Raw genomic sequence first — 18023 nt, 5'->3', positions numbered from 1 at the left:
AGCGTCCCCAAAAAATTGGACCGATACGTATAGGTCGGAAGCCACATCTGTAGCTTCCGACTTCCGGTTTAAGTCAGTCCGAGACGGGTCAGCCCATCTTCAATTTGTTTGGGAAATAGTGCTCGTAGGCCAAACGATAGTCAGCGGCATTCATCAGGTAGTAGAACGCCACACGTTCCGACCACTTGCGCTGGCTGTCGACAACTTTCTTGAAGAAGGCATCCTGTTCCAGCTTTTCGAGCACTTTGTCCCAGCTCTTAAGCTGTGCTTCCATCACCGCCTTTGGCGTACGCGCGACGGTAACTCCGTCTTCGTTCATCAGGCCCTGCAGGTCGGCAGAATAGCGATCGAGTGCGAGCGCGTAGTTTGCCGTGTTGGCAGCTTCGGCGCCGTATTCGAGGATCGCTTTGATTTCCTGCGGCAAGCCGTCGAACTTCTTCTTCGAGAAAATGATCTCAAAGAATTCAGCGGCCTGGTGATAGGAGCCCAGCATGTAGTGCTTGGAAACGTTCTGGGCACCAAACTGGCGGTCGGACGTCGGATTGTTGAACTCGAACGCGTCGATAACGCCGCGTTCAAGAGCTGGAACAATTTCGCCGCCGGGAAGCTGCGTTACAGCTAGGCCCATGCCTTGCATAATGTCGGTTGCCAAGCCGACGGTACGGTATTTCACACCGTTCATGTCTTCGGCGGTTTTGATTTCCTTCTTGAACCAGCCAAGTGGCTGTGTGGGCATCGGCATAGCGAAGAAGCCGACAACGTCGAGGCCTAGGATATCTTGGGTCAGCTCTCGATACAGTTCGCGGCCATCCTTGGACTGGATCCAGGCCAGCATCTGTGTCGCGTCGCAACCGAGGACCGGGCCGGTCCCGAAGAGCGAAGCAGCTTTGTTTTTACCGTACCAGTATGCGGAAACCGTGTGAGCCGCGTCGATGACGCCATCAGAGCAGGCATCCTGAACCTGGAACGCTTTAACAACGGCGCCGGCGGGCAGAAGGTCAAATTTGAGACGGTTGCCGGACATCGCTTCGCAGCGATCCGTGTACTGTTTTGCCATCTCCTGGAAGATGTCGGATGCACCCCAAGAGGATTGCATCTTCAGCGTGATAGTTTCTGCCCGGGAAACGTTGGGCATTGCTACTGTGCCAACCGCGGCCGTACCAGCAGCAATGGCGCTGCCTTTCAGAAAGCGACGACGGGAGACGGACTTTGTATCGGTCTTGGACGTCATAGGATTTTTTTCCTCCCATAAGGAAAAAGTGACAACAGTGCCCACGCCAAAGGTGGGGTGTTATGCGACCGGCCGTTTTCGGCTCTGGTTGCGGCTCAGCTAACCTGCCGCGCGCTTTGTATGAGTCAATTGCGCACATGTGACAATTCGTAGAGTAGCTATTTGGCAGGCATGGAGCCTTTCGCAGCCTAGCCTTCGTCGCCAAACCCGTAAACGGCTTTTTCACTGCGGGTGCGGGGAGCTTGGTGGGTATCTTACGTGTGCCTGGTTTTTGTGCCGCATGGCGCCAACTTGACTGGCAGTTGCCGGAAATCCTATAGCTCTGGGCCTTAGCATGCATTTTGCCGCATCGGATTTTGCGGCTTGCGCTGTGCCTAGGAGGGACCTGCGCTGCCGTTGCGGCTTGTCATGGGCGCCGCACTATTAAACTTTAGGATGATATCATGTCGAATACGACGCGCCAGCCGGGACGTCACTTCCTTCAGATTCCAGGTCCTACCCCCGTGCCTGAGCGTATTATTCAAGCGATGGCGCGTACGATCATCGATCATCGCAGCCAAGCTTTTGCCGATCTATCGCTGCGTGTCATCAATGGCATAAAGACGATCTTCAAGACGAAGCAGCCCGTGATTCTTTATCCCTCATCCGGGACCGGCGCGTGGGAAGCGGCGCTCGTTAACACATTGTCGCCCGGCGATAAGGTGCTGATGGTCGAGACGGGCCAGTTCGCAACGCTGTGGAAGGACATGGCGGCGAAGATCGGTCTGGTGCCCGAATTCCTGCCGACCGATTGGCGTACCGGCGCTGAAGCCGATGCGATTGAGAGCGCCCTGAAGCGTGATACCGTGCATGAGATTAAAGCCGTTTGCGTCGTGCACAACGAGACGGCAACGGGCTGCCGTTCGTGGATTCAGGATATCCGTAAGGCGATGGATGCCGCCGGCCATCCTGCGCTCCTCATGGTCGATACGATTTCTTCGCTCGGCTGCTTGGACTATCGCCATGACGAATGGGGCGTCGACGTCTCCATCTCCGGGTCGCAGAAGGGCTTGATGTTGCCGCCGGGTCTTTCGTTCACGGCTGTGAGCGAGAAGGCATTGGAAGCGGCAAAGTCTGCGTCGCTGCAGCGGTCCTACTGGTCCTGGCAGGACATGATTGCTTCTAACGCCAGTGGCTTCTTCCCGTTCACGCCCGCTACCGGTCTGCTTTATGGCCTCGAAACAGCGATCACGATGCTGCACGAGGAAGGGCTCGACAATGTGTTCGCGCGTCATGAACGGCATGGCCGGGCGACCCGGGCTGCGGTTGAGACTTGGGGGCTGGAAGTCCTTTGTCGCGATCCGAAATATTACTCGCCAGCTGTGACGAGTGTGCTCATGCCTGAAGGTCATAACGCCGATACGTTCCGGGCCTTGGTCCTGGAGAATTTCAATATGTCCTTGGGCACGGGATTGAACCGTCTTTCCGGGAAGGTCTTCCGCATTGGTCATCTCGGCGACACTAACGATCTGACGATTATGGGTGCTCTGTCGGGCGTTGAGATGGGTCTTGAGCTCGCCGGCGTTCCTCACGCCAAGGGCGGTGTGACGGCTGCTATGGCGGAGATCACGCGCGCGACCAACCAGGTGCGCGCCGCGGCGTAACGAGTGCGGGAAAACGAACTAAAAAAGGACCGCCGGTTCACAACAGTCGGCGGTCTTTTTGTTTTCAGGATACCTCGTGCGTCGAGGATGCTCAGAGTGGCCAGACGAGCAATATCATCGGTACGCCGACGGCCAGGATTATGATTTCCAGAGGTAGTCCCAGGCGCCAGTAGTCACCGAAGCGATAGCCGCCCGGTCCCATGATCAGCGTATTGTTCTTGTGGCCTATGGGGGTCAGGAATGCGCAACTCGCGGAAACCGCGACCGCCATCAGGAACGGATCTGGGTTCACTTCCAATGATCTGGCAACATCGACAGCGATGGGAGCCGCGACGAGGGCAGTAGCCGTATTGTTCAAGACGTCGGACAACGCCATCGTTAGGGCCATGATGATTGTGAGGATCGCCCACGGTGGAAGATCTCTTGCGGCGTTGACGAGGCCACTTGCGAGGACGTTCGTCGCGCCTGAAGTTTCGAGCGCCAATCCGATGGGTATGAGCGAGCCTATCAGGATGACGACAGGCCATTCAATCGTGTCATAGAGCTGCTTGATCGGGACTATGCCTGTAAGTACGTAGAGCGTGCTTACCAGAGCGAGTGCGACAGACAAGTCGACCCAGCCAACGCTTGATGCTGCGATGGCCGTTGCAAATATTCCCGTCGCTAGGGCGGCTTTGCCGGACGCGTTTACCTCAAGGCCGCGTTCAGCGAGGGGCAGAAGGCCCATCGCATCCAGAAAGGCATGGATGCGTTGCTGAGGGCCGAGCAATAGCAGGACATCGCCAGCGGACAGCGGCGTCCGGCGCACGCGCGAGGCAATCCTGCGGCCGTTTCGTTGAATGCCGATGAGCCAGATGCCGTAATTGTCAACGAGACTGAGGTTGGCGCTGGTACGTCCTTCGATACGTGCGCCGGGGCGGACGACGGCTTCCACGAGTTCCAGTCCGGTGCCTTCGATTTTTTCGCGTTGGTGGTCGGCTTCGACGTATGAGAGCTTGTGTTCGGACACGAACTTATCGAGCGCTTCAGCAGCCGTTTCGACCAGCAGGACATCGCCATCCTGAATCTGTATCCAGCCGGATGCGCTCGGTAAGCGATTTTTGCCACGGATCACGTTGAGCAATGTCAAGTCTCCGTCCTGACAGGCCTTCTCAAGATCGAGGAGTGGCATTCCTACGATGCTTGAATCCTGATTGACGGTGAGTTCAGCAATGTAGTCATCGAGCTTAAAGGTGCTCAACGACGCGCTGCTATCGTCGGACGGCGTGGGGATGAGACGCCAGCCAACCAGCGCGATGAAGGCAATGCCGACCACGGCAAGGACGATGCCGACCGGTGCGAAGTCGAACATCTGAAACGGTGCATCGACGGTGCGTTCGCGGAATGTCGAAATGATGATGTTGGGTGGTGTTCCGATAAGTGTAACCAACCCACCGAGCAATGTTGCGAACGAGAGCGGCATCAGCGTCAGTCCCGGTGACCGCTTCGCCTTACGAGCAGCTTCGATATCGACGGGCATCAGCAAGGCCAATGCGCCGACGTTGTTCATAATGCTCGAGAGAAGGCCCCCCACACTGGCCATGACAGCTATGTGAGTGGAGATCGAGCGTCCGGCGTTCGTAATGTGGCGTGCTAGCAGCTCGACAGCGCCGGACGCCGCCAAGCCATGGCTAACGACGAGGACAAGCGCGATGATGACGGTGGCCGGATGGCCGAAGCCTTCGAATGCTTTTCCGGCCGGGACGACGTTGAGAAGTACGGCGACGATCAAAGCGCCGAACGCGACGATATCGTAGCGCCAGCGACCCCATACCAAAAGGACGAAGACGCCGGCAAGCAGGACCAGGATAGTGATCTGATCCGGTGTGAACTGCATGCTAGCCCCCCGCGTTTTTCTAGGTTTATCTACCCACCTCGACCGTGTGGGGCCGTGTCATTGACACGGCCATGCAACTTCTCGAACGGATTATTTCATGGTCGGAATGGAGAACTCCGAACCGCTGCGGATACCGGAAGGCCAGCGCGATGTGACCGTTTTGGTCTTTGTGTAAAAGCGGATTGAATCGGGACCGTGCTGATTGAGATCGCCAAATCCAGACCGCTTCCAGCCGCCGAAGGTGTGGTAGGCCAGCGGGACAGGGATCGGAACATTGACGCCGACCATGCCTATGTTGACCTTGGAGACAAAATCCCTCGCCGTATCACCGTCGCGCGTGAATATAGCTACCCCGTTTCCGTACTCATGTTCTGATGGCAAACGCAGGGCTTCGTCATAGGTTCCTGCACGGACGATTGAGAGGACGGGGCCGAAGATTTCTTCGCGATAGATACGCATCTCCGGCGTGACTCGGTCGAACAGACAACCGCCCATATAGAAGCCGTTCTCGTAACCCTGCATTTTGAAATCGCGGCCATCGACGAGGAGGTCGGCGCCTTCTTTGATACCGAGGTCTACATAGGCTCTGACCTTTGTCAGGTGAGCACTGGAGATAAGCGGACCGAAGTCTGCGTCGGCACTTGTTGATGGGCCGACTTTAAGTGTTTCGACTTTTGGAACGAGGCGTTCGAGCAGAGCGGATGCGGCTTGTTCGCCTACGGGTACGGCGACAGAAACGGCCATGCAGCGTTCCCCGGCCGAACCATAACCGGCGCCGATCAGTGCATCAGCGGCCTGATCCATGTCGGCGTCAGGCATGATGATCATGTGGTTCTTCGCGCCGCCGAATGCTTGTACGCGTTTTCCGGTGCCGGCCGCGCGCGCATAGACATATTGGGCAATGTCAGAGGAGCCGACGAAACCGACTGCAGAGATGTCGGGATCATCAAGGATGGCGTCGACGGCTTCTTTGTCGCCGTTGATGACATTGAGAATACCTGGCGGAAGGCCGGCTTCGATGAACAGTTCCGCTAGCATCATCGGTACGCTTGGATCGCGTTCTGACGGCTTGAGGATAAAGGCATTGCCGCAAGCGATAGCTGGGGCGGCCTTCCAGAGCGGGATCATTGCGGGAAAATTGAATGGTGTGATGCCAGCGACGACGCCGAGCGGTTGGCGCATGGAATACATGTCGATGGCAGGTCCGGCGCCATCGGTATACTCACCCTTCAAGAGATGTGGGATGCCGATAGCGAATTCAGCGACTTCGAGGCCGCGTTGAATGTCGCCCTTAGCGTCGGGAATTGTCTTGCCGTGCTCACGCGCGAGGACGTCAGCGAGCTTGTCCATATCCCGGTTGAGGAGATCAACGAAACGCATCATGACGCGTGCGCGCCTCTGGGGATTAGTTGCGGCCCAACCCTCTTGGGCTTCTTTTGCATTTTCAACGGCTTGGCGAACTTCTTTGGTGGTTGCCAGTGGCACCCGTGCTGCGATTTCGCCGGTCATTGGCCAATAGACATCGCCGAAGCGGCCTGAAGTTCCGGGCACATGGTTGCCGCCGATGAAGTGGCTGAGTTCACGGGTCATGATAAACGCCTGTAGTTTTATGGGCTTGGTGGAGCTTGGACAGGTGGGAGAAAACGTTCATTTCTTTCTCTACCACGGTGTCGCAATAGGCGGAAATCTGGATGCCACCGAGATTTGGCTAACGCAAATGATAACAAAAAAGGGCGGCCTATAGGCCGCCCTGATCTGATCCGTAGTCTAAAGGGGACTATTCTCCGGGTGCCTGCTCAGGAGAGCCGCGGCGGAACCGACGCAGCAACATCTGGAACAGAGGCAACAGGAATAGCAGGATCGCAACGATTGCGATTGGCGTTGACACCGGACGCTCCAGGAAGATCCACGGAGACCCGTCGCTCATGATCAGGCTCTGGCGCAAAGCATCTTCGGTTGGCGCACCGAGAACCAAGGCGACGACAAGCGGGGCCAGTGGGTATTCAAGCCGCCGCAGGATGAAGCCGAGGATGCCGAAGATAACGACGAGCCAAACGTCGAGCATTGAGTTTTGGATCGCATAAGCGCCAACCAGGCAAAGCACGACAATGATCGGCGTCATGATTGCGTAAGGCGTGCGCAGCATCATTGCCAGGAGCGGCGTAGCGACGAGGCAGATCACGACCGCAGCTACGTTTGCCAGATAGAGGCTTGCGATAAAGGACCAGACGAACTCTGGCTGATCAGTGAACAGCCGTGGTCCTGGCACGAAGCCCCACATGAAGACGCCGGCCATGAGGATGGCGGCCGTAGGTGAACCTGGGATACCGAGGACAAGCATCGGCAGGATCGAGCCAGTACCGGCAGCATTGTTGGCGGCTTCCGGCGCGAGCACACCTTCAGGAGCGCCGTGGCCGAACTTCTCGGGATGCTTCGAAGTCTTCTGTGCGATGCCATAGGCCATGAACGAGGCTGGGGTGGCACCGGCACCGGGTAGGATCCCTGTGATAAAGCCAAGGAGGGCTGACGAGAGGGCAAGCACCCAGTGCTTCATAATCAGACGGATGGACTCGGTGATATCGTGGAGCCCAAGCTTGGCCGCTTTGGTCAAGTCCTCAATCTGTACTTTGTAGCGCTCAGCAGCGTTGTTCAATACTTCGCCAAGGCCAAACAGACCAATCGTTATCGGTACGAAGTGGAAGCCTTGCAGCATATCAATGCTACCAAAGGTCATCCGTGGCTGGCCGGTGACGACGTCAAGGCCGACAGTCGACAGGAGGAAGCCGGCTGCGATCATGATGAGTGCCTTGGCTGGTGCTCCTCCCATACCGATGAAGGTGCCGAAAGCGATCATCAAAACGGCGAACATTTCTGGCGGGCCGAACTTCAGCGCCATTTCGGCGAAGGGGACCGCGAAGAACGTGAACAAGATCGATGCGATCATTGCACCGACGAATGACACGGTGAACCCGATGGACATGGCAAGCTGTGCTTTGCCTTGTTTTGCCATGGGTCTTCCGTCGAACATCACTGCAACAGACCAAGGGTTCCCTGGCACGGCAAAGAGGATCGAGGTGATCAGACCGCCATACATCGAGCCCCAATAGATGCCTGCCAGCATAACAAGGGCTGAAATTGGCTCCAGGAACACGGTGACAGGTAGAAGGATCGCGACACCGGTCGTGCCACCGACTCCGGGCAGTACGCCCACGAGAAGGCCCAGGATAACGCCCAGCATCATGAACCCAAGGCGTGCGGGATCAGCCAGTGCGCCGAATCCTACGGCGAGTAGTTCGAAGGCTTCCATGACGTATCGTCCCTATAAATCCGTTCTTGTTGCTTGAACGCAGGGTGTTCTTAGCTTTTGAGCTGCGGATCAGGTTTTGTCTGTCAGAAGGGTAGGAGTCCGGTTTCGTAGAAGATGCTGTGAGGCATGGGGATGTTGAAACCCTTGGCAAGGGTCAGCCAAAGAGCAACCGGAAAGATTACCCCGCCCGCAAGTGCCCAATAGCTCTTGAAGCGGCCATACCAAGCCATGAAGAAAGCCATGTAGAGACCAGCCGTGATGTAAAGACCGAGCCATTTCAGCGCGAGTACTGCGAAGAAGATGGGTAACCCGACTTTGAGGAGGTCTACTACCTCTTCGCGTGCTTCAAAGAATGGGCGTAAGTCCGGCTGTCTCACCACACCAATCAACACGACGAAAACGCCGAATAACATTGCTATGGTCAAGACGAAGGGAAAGAACCCGGGCTCAGGGCCGATATCCCCTAGACCCGGGTTCAGTCGAAGTGACTCGAAAAAGACCAAGATACCCAAGGCAACCAAGATAATTGCAACGCCGATCTCGAATGATCTGTGACTAATCTTTAGAAGGCTGGGCATCATGTTGAGGCCTCTTTCGACTTATTCTAGCTCGTGGTTTGTACGACGTGTGTGTGTCAGTTACTTACCGTTGCGGTCACGCAGATCCGAGCGCAGCGGCCATTTGAAAACGTCACGCATCATCTTCACGTGATTGTTTTCGAACGTCGTAAGCCACTTCTTATATTCGTCAGCACCTTTGAAGATCGGCTGCTGGGCATTGTTCTTCATGAACTCTTGCCACTCAGCGGTCTCGAAGACCTTTTTCCAAAGGTTCTCGTACCATTCGACAGCTTCCTTCGGCATATCGGGCGGGCCGATGATACCGCGCATCTGGTGGAGGCCGTTTTCCAGATCCATCAGCTCGGCATACTCACCGTCGGTTCCGACTTTGAGTTCCCAGTGCGTCGGGGTGTCGGGGAAGGCCGTTGAGCGTTCTTTGCTGAAGCCCAAGATCGGGATGAGGCGATCGGGGTAGTGAGGCATAGCCTCAGCCGGCTGGTTGACGTTGAAGTCCTGGTGGCCACCGGCGACGTTGGATGCCACCTCACCACCGCCTTTGGCCGGAATGTAGCGGAAATCCTTACAACCGGCTGCGTGCTGCAGGAGGCTGATGTGAATCTGATCTTCAGCGCGGGCACCGGTTCCCGTTGAGGAGAGACGATCAGCCTTACATTTTTCTTGGAACTCTGCCCAGGTTTTGATCTTGCTGGGATTTGTCCAGAGATAGAAAGGATCGATCGACATCAGAGCGATCGGCGTTAGATCCTCGGAGGGATACATGACCGGGATTTCCTGCTGCAGCGGCGTGGTCACGACGCTGTTCAGGGTTGGTGTCATGTAGTGTGGATCGCCTGCCTTGCTCTTCAAATGGGTGAGCGCTACGGCACCACCGCCACCGGGCATGTTGACCGGCGTAATGGGCACTGGTGAGAGGTTGTATTTCTGGATGATGCCAATCCACAGACGCGCATATACGTCGGATCCACCACCCGGAGATGTTTGGATGACAAATTCGATTGGGCGCTTGGGTTCCCACGCCTGAGCGGGGCTCATCGCGGAAGTTCCAATGAGTACAGCACCGGCCATGGCGGCACTGTAACCGAGAGTTACAGATAGACTTGGTTTCACTTTAGTTTCCTCCCGTGGGGCCTGAATAAAATAGCCGGCTAGGGTATATTGAGCGGCTCTCTTCTTCGGGAGAGCGCGAGGGTCAGTCTATGGTATACCACGGCTCGAACGCAAGTGAGGATGTGGTATACCACATGAAAAATCAGCACGTCGTGTGCTGAAAAATCAATCAGGTGCTCAATGCTGCGGTGCGGAATCTAGCTCTAGAGAATCTGCCGGATTCGGGGGTTCAGGCCCGCTGACATCGAGGGCCTCTTCGGGCTCGACGCGTGGATCGAGGGCAAAGGCGGCGGGTGTCGTCCGGGCAATGGGAACGAACACTTCCTGATGTTCTTCCGGCAATTCCGGGCGAACTTGAACCCGCAGCAGAATGACAACAGCAGTTAGTGCGTAAACAGCGGCCATAAATGGAAAGAGTGCGTGTGGGCCAAACACGTACATAGCGGCGGAGGCGAACAGGGGCCCGCTGATGGCGGCGATCGAATAGATCAGAAGAAGCCCGCCGGATACGGCAACGGCATCGCTCTTATCCACCAGATCGTTGGCGTGGGCGACGCCAAGCGGATAGCTGGCGAAGGCGAACATGCCGAAGATGGCCGCAGCTGGCCACACCAAGTCCCGGCCGTTGGTCGATAGAGAAAAAACAGCAAAGCAAGTGAGAGCTGCGGCAAACGAGACGGCGACGAGCGTCTGCCGTCGCCCCACGCGATCCGACAGCCAACCGATCGGTAACTGTCCAATGGCGCCCGCGAGCACGACTAGGGTCATGAGCGCACCGCCTTCCACGGGGGTGAAGCCCGTTTCAAGCGCATAGAGCGGGGTCATGGCCCAAAAAGCGCCTCCGGTGACGCCCGTGCAAAAACAGCCCACGACAGATGCCGGGGAAATCTGCATCAACCACCGCAGATGAAGCTTTACGCTCTTGGGCGTTGACGGCGCCATCGACGATGACAGTGCGATGGGGACGGCGGCGAGAGAGAACAGGATTGCGACGAGAATGAGCAGCTGAAAATCCAAGGGGGGCGCCAGGATGATCAATTGCATCCCGATCGTGGTGACGGTCAGGTTTAAAAACGTATAGATCCCGAAAATGCGGCCCCGCGTCGTATCGGTCGAAGCGGCTGCGAGCCAGCTTTCAATCACCATCTGAATGCCGGCAAAGCAGATGCCGTTGACGAGGCGTAGTCCCGACCAGACCATCGGATCAGAGATCAATGACATGACTAAGGGTGTGATCGTGACGGTCGCGGTGAAAGCGACAAATGCGCGAATATGGCCGACGCGGAAGATGGCGAAAGGAGAAATGAAGCATCCCAGAGTCAGGCCGATCCAATAGAACGAGCCGAGGATACCAATCTCAATATTGGAAAAGTTCGCCAAGGTGGCGCGCATGGGCACGAGCACGCCCATGAGGCCTGAACCCATGATGGCGATTGCCGCCGCGCAGAGAAGAGCCGTTATGGGACGTATTAAACCGGTCATTGATGCTAACCCTAGGTGCCATAATTCGCTGCGTTCCACCCTCAAAGTGTCGTTTCTGTGAAATGAGGGGCAGGCCAAAAGCGCGCAGTTATGACGTCAGATTAGTTGGCGTGGCTTTTGTCTATGAGTGATTTGAATTTTTATTGCGCGGGGATGCGATCCAAATTTGCGGACCGTGAGCGATCTCGTAGCTGTTGCCTGAGTTCTTTGGCGCGATGTTCGGCTTTGTCTAAAGCCGCCATTTTGACATGGCCAAAGCCGCGCACAGTTTGCGGCAGACCGGCGAGTTCGATGGCGGCTGCATAATTGCCGTGGTTTAGACGTTGGGCGATAAGATCGAGATCCTCCTCATACTGCGTTATCCAGGCGCGTTCCCGGCGACGGTCGACAGTGTAGGCAAATGGGTCAGCCCATGTGCCTCGCAAACGTTTTGCCTTGGCTAGTCCCTTCAGTATCGGCATTAGCCAGCGGCCAGAAATTGCGAGTTTCCGAGGATGGCCAGTTGCACGATCCCTGCGGGGAAGGAGGGGCGGAGCCATATGGAACGTCATTGCGCGGATATTGTCGAAGTTTTGCCCAATGAGGTTTTGGAAGCTGCCCTGCGTGAATAGGCGCGCGACTTCGTATTCGTCCTTAATGGCGAGGACGTTGAAATAAGCGTGTGCCACAGCTTTTGTAAGTGTCTGGGAGCCTGGAATTCTATGCTGTTCGAGATTGGCGATAGCGTCGACGCGTTCGAGATAGCGCTCGGCGAGGGTGACATTCTGGTAGGCTTCAAGGTGCGCTGCGCGGTGCGCAATGGCTTCGCGAAGCGTTAGCGCTTTGTGTGCGGGATTGGGATCCTCATGTTCCGTTTGAAGTTCATCTCTCGTGGCCGTGGTGCGTCCAAACCGGAACGCGGCAATGTTTGTTTCAGCCTTGGCGCCGTTGAGCCGGATCGCAGCTTCGATGCAGTTTGATGGCACGGGGATGAAGCCATGTTGGTAGGCAATGCCGAGCAGCATCATGTTGGCGTAGATGCTGTCGCCGAAGTTGCGAACGGCGAGGTCGTACACATCAACGCTGATCAGTGGCGCTCCATTCAAGCGGCGGCGAATGCGGTCCATCAAGCGGTGGCTGGGGATGGCCAAATCCGGTCGGCGTGTGAAGGCACCGGTTAGAACTTCATGGCTCGATACAGCGACGGCCGTGTGGTTGGGATAAATACAATCGAGAACCTTGTTTGACGCCGTTACGACGAGGTCTCCACCCAGGATCAGGTCCGCGTCCGCTGTTCCCACCCGGATGGCGTTGATTGCCTCCGGTTCAGCGGCGAACCTCATGTGGCAAACGACGGCGCCACCTTTCTGAGCTAGGCCGGTAGCGTCGATGGCTCCGAAGCCAAGGCCTGCAAGATGCGCAGCTTGGCCAAGAACAGCAGATATCGTGACGACGCCCGTGCCGCCGATTCCAGTCGCGAGAATGGCGTAGGGCTCGGCGAGGCTCGGCCGCTGCGGTTCTGGTAAAGCGACCGGATTTAGTGTCGGCGTCGCGGTTTGTTTTGTTTCTGACGACGACCGGGATTTGGGCTTTGCCCCGTGCAGTGTCACGAAGCTGGGGCAGAAGCCTTCAAGACACGTAAAGTCGTTGTTGCAGGCTGATTGGTCTATGGCCCGCTTTCGTCCAAGTTCGGTCTCGAGAGGAACGATCGCGACGCAGTTTGATTTCACGCCGCAATCCCCGCAGCCTTCGCAGACAAGCGGGTTTATAAAGACGCGCCGGTCTGGGTCTTGCAACGTTCCGCGTTTCCGGCGGCGGCGTTTTTCGGCGGCGCACGTCTGATCATAGATGAGGACTGAGACCCCGCGCGTTTCGGCCAGCGCGCGCTGCGTCGCGTCGAGCTTGCTGCGTTGAAGGAGCTCGACGCCTGGCGGCAAGTTAATGGACCTGTAGCGGGCCGGATCGTCTGTCACGACATCGACGCGTGCTACACCTTCGGCAAGAGCGAGAGCCGCCATCTGGCTGACGGTCATGCCGCCTTCGAGGGGTTGTCCGCCCGTCATCGCGACGGCATCGTTATAGAGCACCTTGAAAGTGATATTTGTGCCTGAGACAACGGCTGCACGGATTGCAAGAGAACCTGAGTGTACGAAGGTGCCGTCGCCTATGTTCTGGAAGACGTGGTCTCTCGCTGAGAAGGGCGCTTCGCCGATCCAGTTGGCTCCTTCGGCACCCATTTGGGTAAAGCCGTCGGTCGCACGGTCCATCCACTGGGCCATGTAGTGGCAGCCGATACCTGCATAAGCGCGCGCGCCGTCAGGGACTTGTGTCGAAGTATTGTGCGGGCAGCCGGCACAGAAGTAGGCCGTGCGCTCAAAAGCTTCGGGTTCTGTCGCGCGGTTGGTGGCAAATCGATGGAGCTCAGCGACGCGGTTCCAGATCTGGCGGTCGCCTGTGCGTTCTGACAAACGTTCGCCGATGGCCAGCGCGATTTGCAGTGTTTCCAGGGCGCCGGATGACTTGAACAGGGGGGCGCCATCTTCATCCCGCTTGCCGATTATGACGGGGCGTGCGTCGCGCCCATAAAGCAACTCCTTTATTTGAGGTTCTATGAGCGCGCGCTTTTCTTCGACGACGATGATGAGATCGAGATCGGCGGCAAATCTCAGCATGGCTTTGGGTTCGAGGGGCCATGTCATGGCGACCTTATATAGAGCCACGCCCAGCTCTTCAGCGCGCGTTTCATCTATATCGAGATCGTGGAGAGCCTGACGGACTTCAGGATAGCTTTTGCCTGCCGTGACGATACCAATTCGTGGAGCTGGTCCCCCTTCAAAAATGATTCGATCTAGTCCGTTCGTTCGGACGAACGCACGCACCGCATCGAGTTTCAATTCGTGAAGACGTGCCTCCTTCGCCAACGGACTATCGCCCAGCCTGATGTTTAAGCCATCAGGCGGCATATCAAATTCGGTTGGAGCTGGATGGCGTATGACAACGCGATTGGGTCGCCCGTCGACGCATGCGGTGCTCTCGGCGTTATCCTTTACGCATTTCAGGCCGACCCAGACGCCTGCGTAGCGAGACAGTGCAAATCCAAACAGGCCGAAATCAAGAATCTCCTGAACGTTTGCCGGTGCCAGGATCGGAATCATCGCGTCGACGAAAGCGAATTCGGACTGGTGCGCCGAGGTGGAACTTTCACACGTATGGTCGTCGCCCATAAGTGCGATCACGCCGCCGTTGGCGGAGGTCCCTGCGTGATTGGCGTGACGGAGTGCGTCCCCAGAGCGGTCGACGCCGGGGCCTTTTCCGTACCATATGGAGAACACGCCATCGAAGAGGCCTTCGCCGCGCAACTCGGCCTGCTGCGAGCCCCAGATTGCCGTCGCGGCAAGATCTTCATTAATGCTCGGCTGAAAGACGATGTCGTTTGCGGGAACGATCTGCCCTGCTGCCGCAAATGCTTGTTCGATTGTTGCGATGGGAGAGCCGCGATAGCCCGTCACATAACCAGCTGTGTTCAGGCCGTTTTCCTGATCTCTAGCCTTTTGCATAAGCGCGAGGCGAACGATGGCCTGAGTACCGGTGAGGAGCACATGCGTCTCGGCCAGATCGAATTTTTCGCTCAGGGTCGGCTTATTCTTTGGCATCTCCGCGTATTCCGATCGGCAGCCAAGGGATAGTATTGCATAAAACAAATTAAGGGGCAGGAAGCTACTCCATACCCCTTACTTCAAAATCGGTCGCGGCAATTAAAACGCAAGGCCTGCGGTCAGCAAAACGCGATCACGCAAGGTATGTGCGCTCAGACAAGAGCATCGAGCTTGTTGTACTTCTCAGCGAGCAGGTAATAGAAGGTCACGCGCTGTTTCTGCGAGTCGCCTTTCATGGTCGTGCAGATCTCATTGATTGCCGCGTCGAGCGCCTTGTCGTCGTCCGTCAATCCGAGCTTCTTTTTCAGCCATCCATCACGAACCCGCGCGAGTTCGTCTTTGCTTGAGCACGACACTAGTGCCGCATCTCTGCCGCGTAGAGCAATGCCCAAATGTTTGACAATGCCGGCAACGGCTTGTTCGTTGACGTTTTTGGCGTAACGCGCCACATCGTTTGTATAGTCGGTGCTCATTTTTCAATGACTCCTTTCGGGCCTTTGATTTGGGTTCGCCATTGGACCGGCAGTTTACGCCCCTTTCCGACAAAAGCGATGAAAAATTCCGGTTTTTGCAGCGCGTTAACTTCAAACAAGAGGGATCTCAGTTGAAGGCGTCGCCAGATCCGATGGGCTTACCGTTCGGCGGAAGGCCATGTAGCTCGCATTAACGCGCTGGGCACGCGGAGTCGTAGAAGCGAGAGTCGCGACAACCGCCTCAGTAACCGAGCGTAGGGCGGCACGGGCGTCCGCCGTCAGGCTCGCGGTCGTGACCCCATGCAGATCGGTTAGGGCCTTCATAATAACCTTCTCATGGGCTTCGTTTTCAGAGACCGCCAGCCGGTAAGCTTCTCCGGCGCATGCCGTAAAGATCGTCCGGTCGGATTGGCTCATGCCGTCCCACAAGCGTGTGCTGATGCCCAGTGTAATGGCCGTGCCGGCGCCATTGGAAACGGTTTCCAGAGCAATGTTCCCGGCCGGCGCTACGCCTGCTGCCATTGCCTGCAATGCGCCACCGAATTCGGCTGCATCAATGTCCCGGTCACGCAGGGCGGCCGCGAGCCGGTACGACGGCATCGCGACCGTTTCGGCACCGATGGCACGCATGACGTCGGCCGTTGGACCGTAAGCCGAGATGCGCAGGCCCTTGAAGTCACCCAAGGTCCCAATAGGTCGGTTCGACCAGAGACGTGGTGACTGTCCGGTGTGTCCGGCCAGCAGCGGTTTGAAGCCGTGCTCGGCGGCAAGTTCATCCCAAAGTTCCTGACCACCTCCGATGGCGAGCCAGCTTGCTAGGTCGCCCGGTGCCAAGCCTGCCGAAAACGGCAGGCCGGCGAAATACGAAAAAGCAGCGTCGAGGTCAGCATTGTCATGCTCACTGGCATGGTAAAGGTCGGCCTCGCCCTTTGCGAGAGTGACTGCTGCATTCGAATTTTCGGCAGTGATACGAATGCGGTAACGACGGTCCGTTGCTTCTTCGATGCGACTGGCAAGGCGATGCGCGCAGTCTGCCTGGCCAGATACGGCATCCGGCCACGCCATTGCCATGTGCAGTTCACGGGTGTTCGGGAGGATCGCGGGTGCGGAGACCGGCGCAGACGTCGAGGAGGCCGCAGCAGTTGTTGTTGTCGTGGCAGCTGCCGTAGCGGCGAGACCGGTTGTCTTCAAAAATTCGCGTCGATCCATAGGGTTGCGTCTCCGGAACTACCGCACCGTAACAAAAACTGCCGGCATGAAAGCCGATCGTCTGTGGCTTGGCAACGGATATGGAAGGACAGAAAAGCGAAGTTATGGCGCAGACAGCATATGGGTCACAGCCCGGAGGAACTCGCTTCTGCCGACGTAGCCCGGTAATCGGCCAACTTCCCTGTTGTCTTTTATCATTACAAAAGTCGGGACGATGGTGACAGGCCCATTCAGCGGGAGATCTGCTGCGGTTTGGGTATTGTAGTCAACGAAACGAATAGGGGCTTCCTTGCTGCGCGGGGACGCCAGATAGCCCGGAAGCACGTCACGACGGAAGACTTTGCAGTATAAGCACCCTTCGACCTCAATCACGATTAATTCGGCGTCCGCGGATGACGGTGCGCTGATCAGATCTCGGGCCGCATTGGATGTGCTGAGCACTGTAATCAGCGCAGAGGCGGCAAACAGAACTGGCAGCATCAGGCGCATATGAAACTCAAGCTGACCTCTAGGTCGTTGGGAGCTGGGCGGCTCACGTTGCCGACGTGGATCGGTGCTCGGTTCAGAGACTAGCTCGTGCGTGTGCTACTGCGGTGAGTGTCTTTAGATAAGAGTTAACCCGCGCGTCAAAATAGGACGCGGTGACCGCAAAAGTCCGTACGGCTCCTACGGGCAAATGCGCCGAGATCAGATTCGGTTTAGACGGTGCAGTGTTATGTGTTTAGGAACTGGAGCACTTGACCGAGACAGTTTTGGCGAGGCCAATACCGATGTCGCCGCCAAACTGTTGGAAAAAGGCCTCGCCGAGCTTTTCCGCTTCAGCCGTATCTGCTTTTGGAACGCCGATATCGATATGGCATTCTGGTGGTGCACCTGCGGCGAGTTTGATCGGATCTTTCTCCGCGAGGTCGAACGCGATGAAATAGGTCGGGTCAAATACCTGGAAGGTGAAACCCGGCGCCGCGGCAAGGACTGGTTCAGCCAGCGGCAGGAAGAAATGAAGGGTGAGAATCCCGTCTTGGTGCTCTAGCCAGTAGTCCCGAGGAGCACCGAGAGCCAGAGCTTCGTCGTTGAGTTTGGGGTAAGTGAAGTAGTCAAATTCCTTCAGCCCGTCGATGTTGACTTGAGCGAGCTCGGTCAACTCGTCGCGGGAGTACTTGCCATCGCCGTTGGCGTCTAGCCCCTCGATTGCCATGGAGGTGTAGGCATCGTCGAACGTCCAGCTATTTTGAAACCCGGAGATGCGGCCGTTGTCGTAGACAAGCGTCGTTTCCACGCTTACCCAGACGTGCGGGTGTGCTGCAAGCGGTGTCGAAATCACCAGAGCCAATACCGCGAGGTGCGCAGCAATTATCCGGGATAAGGTCAACAGCATGGATCTCAACCTTGATCTAACGAGCTTCGTGCGTCTGACGGCTTCAACGTTTGCGACTAATATGGGTGCGACTTTGGCATCGCGTGCTAATCGGCGCAAAGTAA

The 18023-nt window shown here is 56.9% G+C and carries 13 protein-coding genes; 1 reads left to right on the top strand and 12 read right to left on the bottom strand.

Annotated features, from left to right (window positions below; genetic code table 11):
• Window positions 1-88 precede the first annotated feature (88 nt).
• The gene (locus tag K5845_RS06205) at window positions 89-1231 is read right to left on the bottom strand and encodes a TRAP transporter substrate-binding protein (protein ID WP_046479651.1); all 1143 of its coding nucleotides are present in this window, start codon (window positions 1229-1231) and stop codon (window positions 89-91) included.
• Between the two features lie 443 nt (window positions 1232-1674).
• Between K5845_RS06205 and K5845_RS06200 the strand changes: the two genes are divergently transcribed.
• A complete protein-coding gene (locus K5845_RS06200; protein WP_287958641.1) occupies window positions 1675-2874 on the top strand; it encodes a pyridoxal-phosphate-dependent aminotransferase family protein in 1200 nt (399 codons plus the stop codon).
• A gap of 91 nt (window positions 2875-2965) precedes the next feature.
• Here the strand turns inward: K5845_RS06200 and K5845_RS06195 are convergent, their stop codons facing one another.
• The 11 genes from K5845_RS06195 to K5845_RS06145 form a co-directional block, all read right to left on the bottom strand.
• Window positions 2966-4750, bottom strand: a complete 1785-nt coding sequence (locus tag K5845_RS06195; protein WP_046479656.1) for an SLC13 family permease — start codon at window positions 4748-4750, stop codon at window positions 2966-2968.
• A 90-nt stretch (window positions 4751-4840) separates the two neighbouring features.
• Window positions 4841-6340, bottom strand: coding sequence for a CoA-acylating methylmalonate-semialdehyde dehydrogenase (locus K5845_RS06190; protein WP_046479660.1), 1500 nt, complete (start codon window positions 6338-6340; stop codon window positions 4841-4843).
• A 187-nt stretch (window positions 6341-6527) separates the two neighbouring features.
• Window positions 6528-8057 (bottom strand): tripartite tricarboxylate transporter permease, encoded by a 1530-nt coding sequence (locus K5845_RS06185; RefSeq protein WP_046479663.1) that lies wholly within the window; start codon window positions 8055-8057, stop codon window positions 6528-6530.
• An 83-nt stretch (window positions 8058-8140) separates the two neighbouring features.
• Window positions 8141-8638: a tripartite tricarboxylate transporter TctB family protein gene (locus K5845_RS06180; protein WP_046479666.1), complete on the bottom strand. Its 498-nt coding sequence runs from the start codon at window positions 8636-8638 to the stop codon at window positions 8141-8143.
• Between the two features lie 57 nt (window positions 8639-8695).
• Window positions 8696-9745, bottom strand: a complete 1050-nt coding sequence (locus K5845_RS06175; protein ID WP_082101212.1) for a Bug family tripartite tricarboxylate transporter substrate binding protein — start codon at window positions 9743-9745, stop codon at window positions 8696-8698.
• A 177-nt stretch (window positions 9746-9922) separates the two neighbouring features.
• Window positions 9923-11227 (bottom strand): MFS transporter, encoded by a 1305-nt coding sequence (locus tag K5845_RS06170; protein ID WP_046479669.1) that lies wholly within the window; start codon window positions 11225-11227, stop codon window positions 9923-9925.
• Window positions 11228-11367: 140 nt separating this feature from the next.
• On the bottom strand, window positions 11368-14859 hold the full coding sequence (locus K5845_RS06165) for an indolepyruvate ferredoxin oxidoreductase family protein (RefSeq protein WP_287958640.1): 3492 nt from the start codon (window positions 14857-14859) through the stop codon (window positions 11368-11370).
• Between the two features lie 155 nt (window positions 14860-15014).
• On the bottom strand, window positions 15015-15335 hold the full coding sequence (locus tag K5845_RS06160) for a DUF2853 family protein (RefSeq protein ID WP_046479672.1): 321 nt from the start codon (window positions 15333-15335) through the stop codon (window positions 15015-15017).
• Window positions 15336-15446: 111 nt separating this feature from the next.
• Window positions 15447-16544 carry a twin-arginine translocation signal domain-containing protein gene (locus tag K5845_RS06155; RefSeq protein WP_046479675.1) on the bottom strand — a complete coding sequence of 366 codons (1098 nt, stop codon included), beginning with the start codon at window positions 16542-16544 and terminating at the stop codon, window positions 15447-15449.
• A gap of 102 nt (window positions 16545-16646) precedes the next feature.
• On the bottom strand, window positions 16647-17033 hold the full coding sequence (locus K5845_RS06150) for a hypothetical protein (protein WP_046479679.1): 387 nt from the start codon (window positions 17031-17033) through the stop codon (window positions 16647-16649).
• Window positions 17034-17265: 232 nt separating this feature from the next.
• Window positions 17266-17919 (bottom strand): DUF1007 family protein, encoded by a 654-nt coding sequence (locus K5845_RS06145; RefSeq protein WP_046479681.1) that lies wholly within the window; start codon window positions 17917-17919, stop codon window positions 17266-17268.
• Window positions 17920-18023 lie beyond the last annotated feature (104 nt).

It is taken from the genome of Filomicrobium sp. (genome assembly GCF_025698805.1).
GTDB classification, from domain to species: Bacteria; Pseudomonadota; Alphaproteobacteria; order Rhizobiales; family Hyphomicrobiaceae; genus Filomicrobium; species Filomicrobium insigne.
The sequence above is the reverse complement of the archived record's forward strand: the minus strand, read 5'-3'. Positions and strand labels throughout refer to the sequence as shown.

Bases quoted from the DNA above. Each gene is read 5' to 3' on its own strand.
- K5845_RS06205 (WP_046479651.1), bottom strand. From the start codon at position 1,231: ATGACGTCCAAGACCGATACAAAGTCCGTCTCCCGTCGTCGCTTTCTG.
- K5845_RS06200 (WP_287958641.1), top strand. From the start codon at position 1,675: ATGTCGAATACGACGCGCCAGCCGGGACGTCACTTCCTTCAGATTCCA.
- K5845_RS06195 (WP_046479656.1), bottom strand. From the start codon at position 4,750: ATGCAGTTCACACCGGATCAGATCACTATCCTGGTCCTGCTTGCCGGC.
- K5845_RS06190 (WP_046479660.1), bottom strand. From the start codon at position 6,340: ATGACCCGTGAACTCAGCCACTTCATCGGCGGCAACCATGTGCCCGGA.
- K5845_RS06185 (WP_046479663.1), bottom strand. From the start codon at position 8,057: ATGGAAGCCTTCGAACTACTCGCCGTAGGATTCGGCGCACTGGCTGAT.
- K5845_RS06180 (WP_046479666.1), bottom strand. From the start codon at position 8,638: ATGATGCCCAGCCTTCTAAAGATTAGTCACAGATCATTCGAGATCGGC.
- K5845_RS06170 (WP_046479669.1), bottom strand. From the start codon at position 11,227: ATGACCGGTTTAATACGTCCCATAACGGCTCTTCTCTGCGCGGCGGCA.
- K5845_RS06165 (WP_287958640.1), bottom strand. From the start codon at position 14,859: ATGCCAAAGAATAAGCCGACCCTGAGCGAAAAATTCGATCTGGCCGAG.
- K5845_RS06160 (WP_046479672.1), bottom strand. From the start codon at position 15,335: ATGAGCACCGACTATACAAACGATGTGGCGCGTTACGCCAAAAACGTC.
- K5845_RS06155 (WP_046479675.1), bottom strand. From the start codon at position 16,544: ATGGATCGACGCGAATTTTTGAAGACAACCGGTCTCGCCGCTACGGCA.
- K5845_RS06150 (WP_046479679.1), bottom strand. From the start codon at position 17,033: ATGCGCCTGATGCTGCCAGTTCTGTTTGCCGCCTCTGCGCTGATTACA.
- K5845_RS06145 (WP_046479681.1), bottom strand. From the start codon at position 17,919: ATGCTGTTGACCTTATCCCGGATAATTGCTGCGCACCTCGCGGTATTG.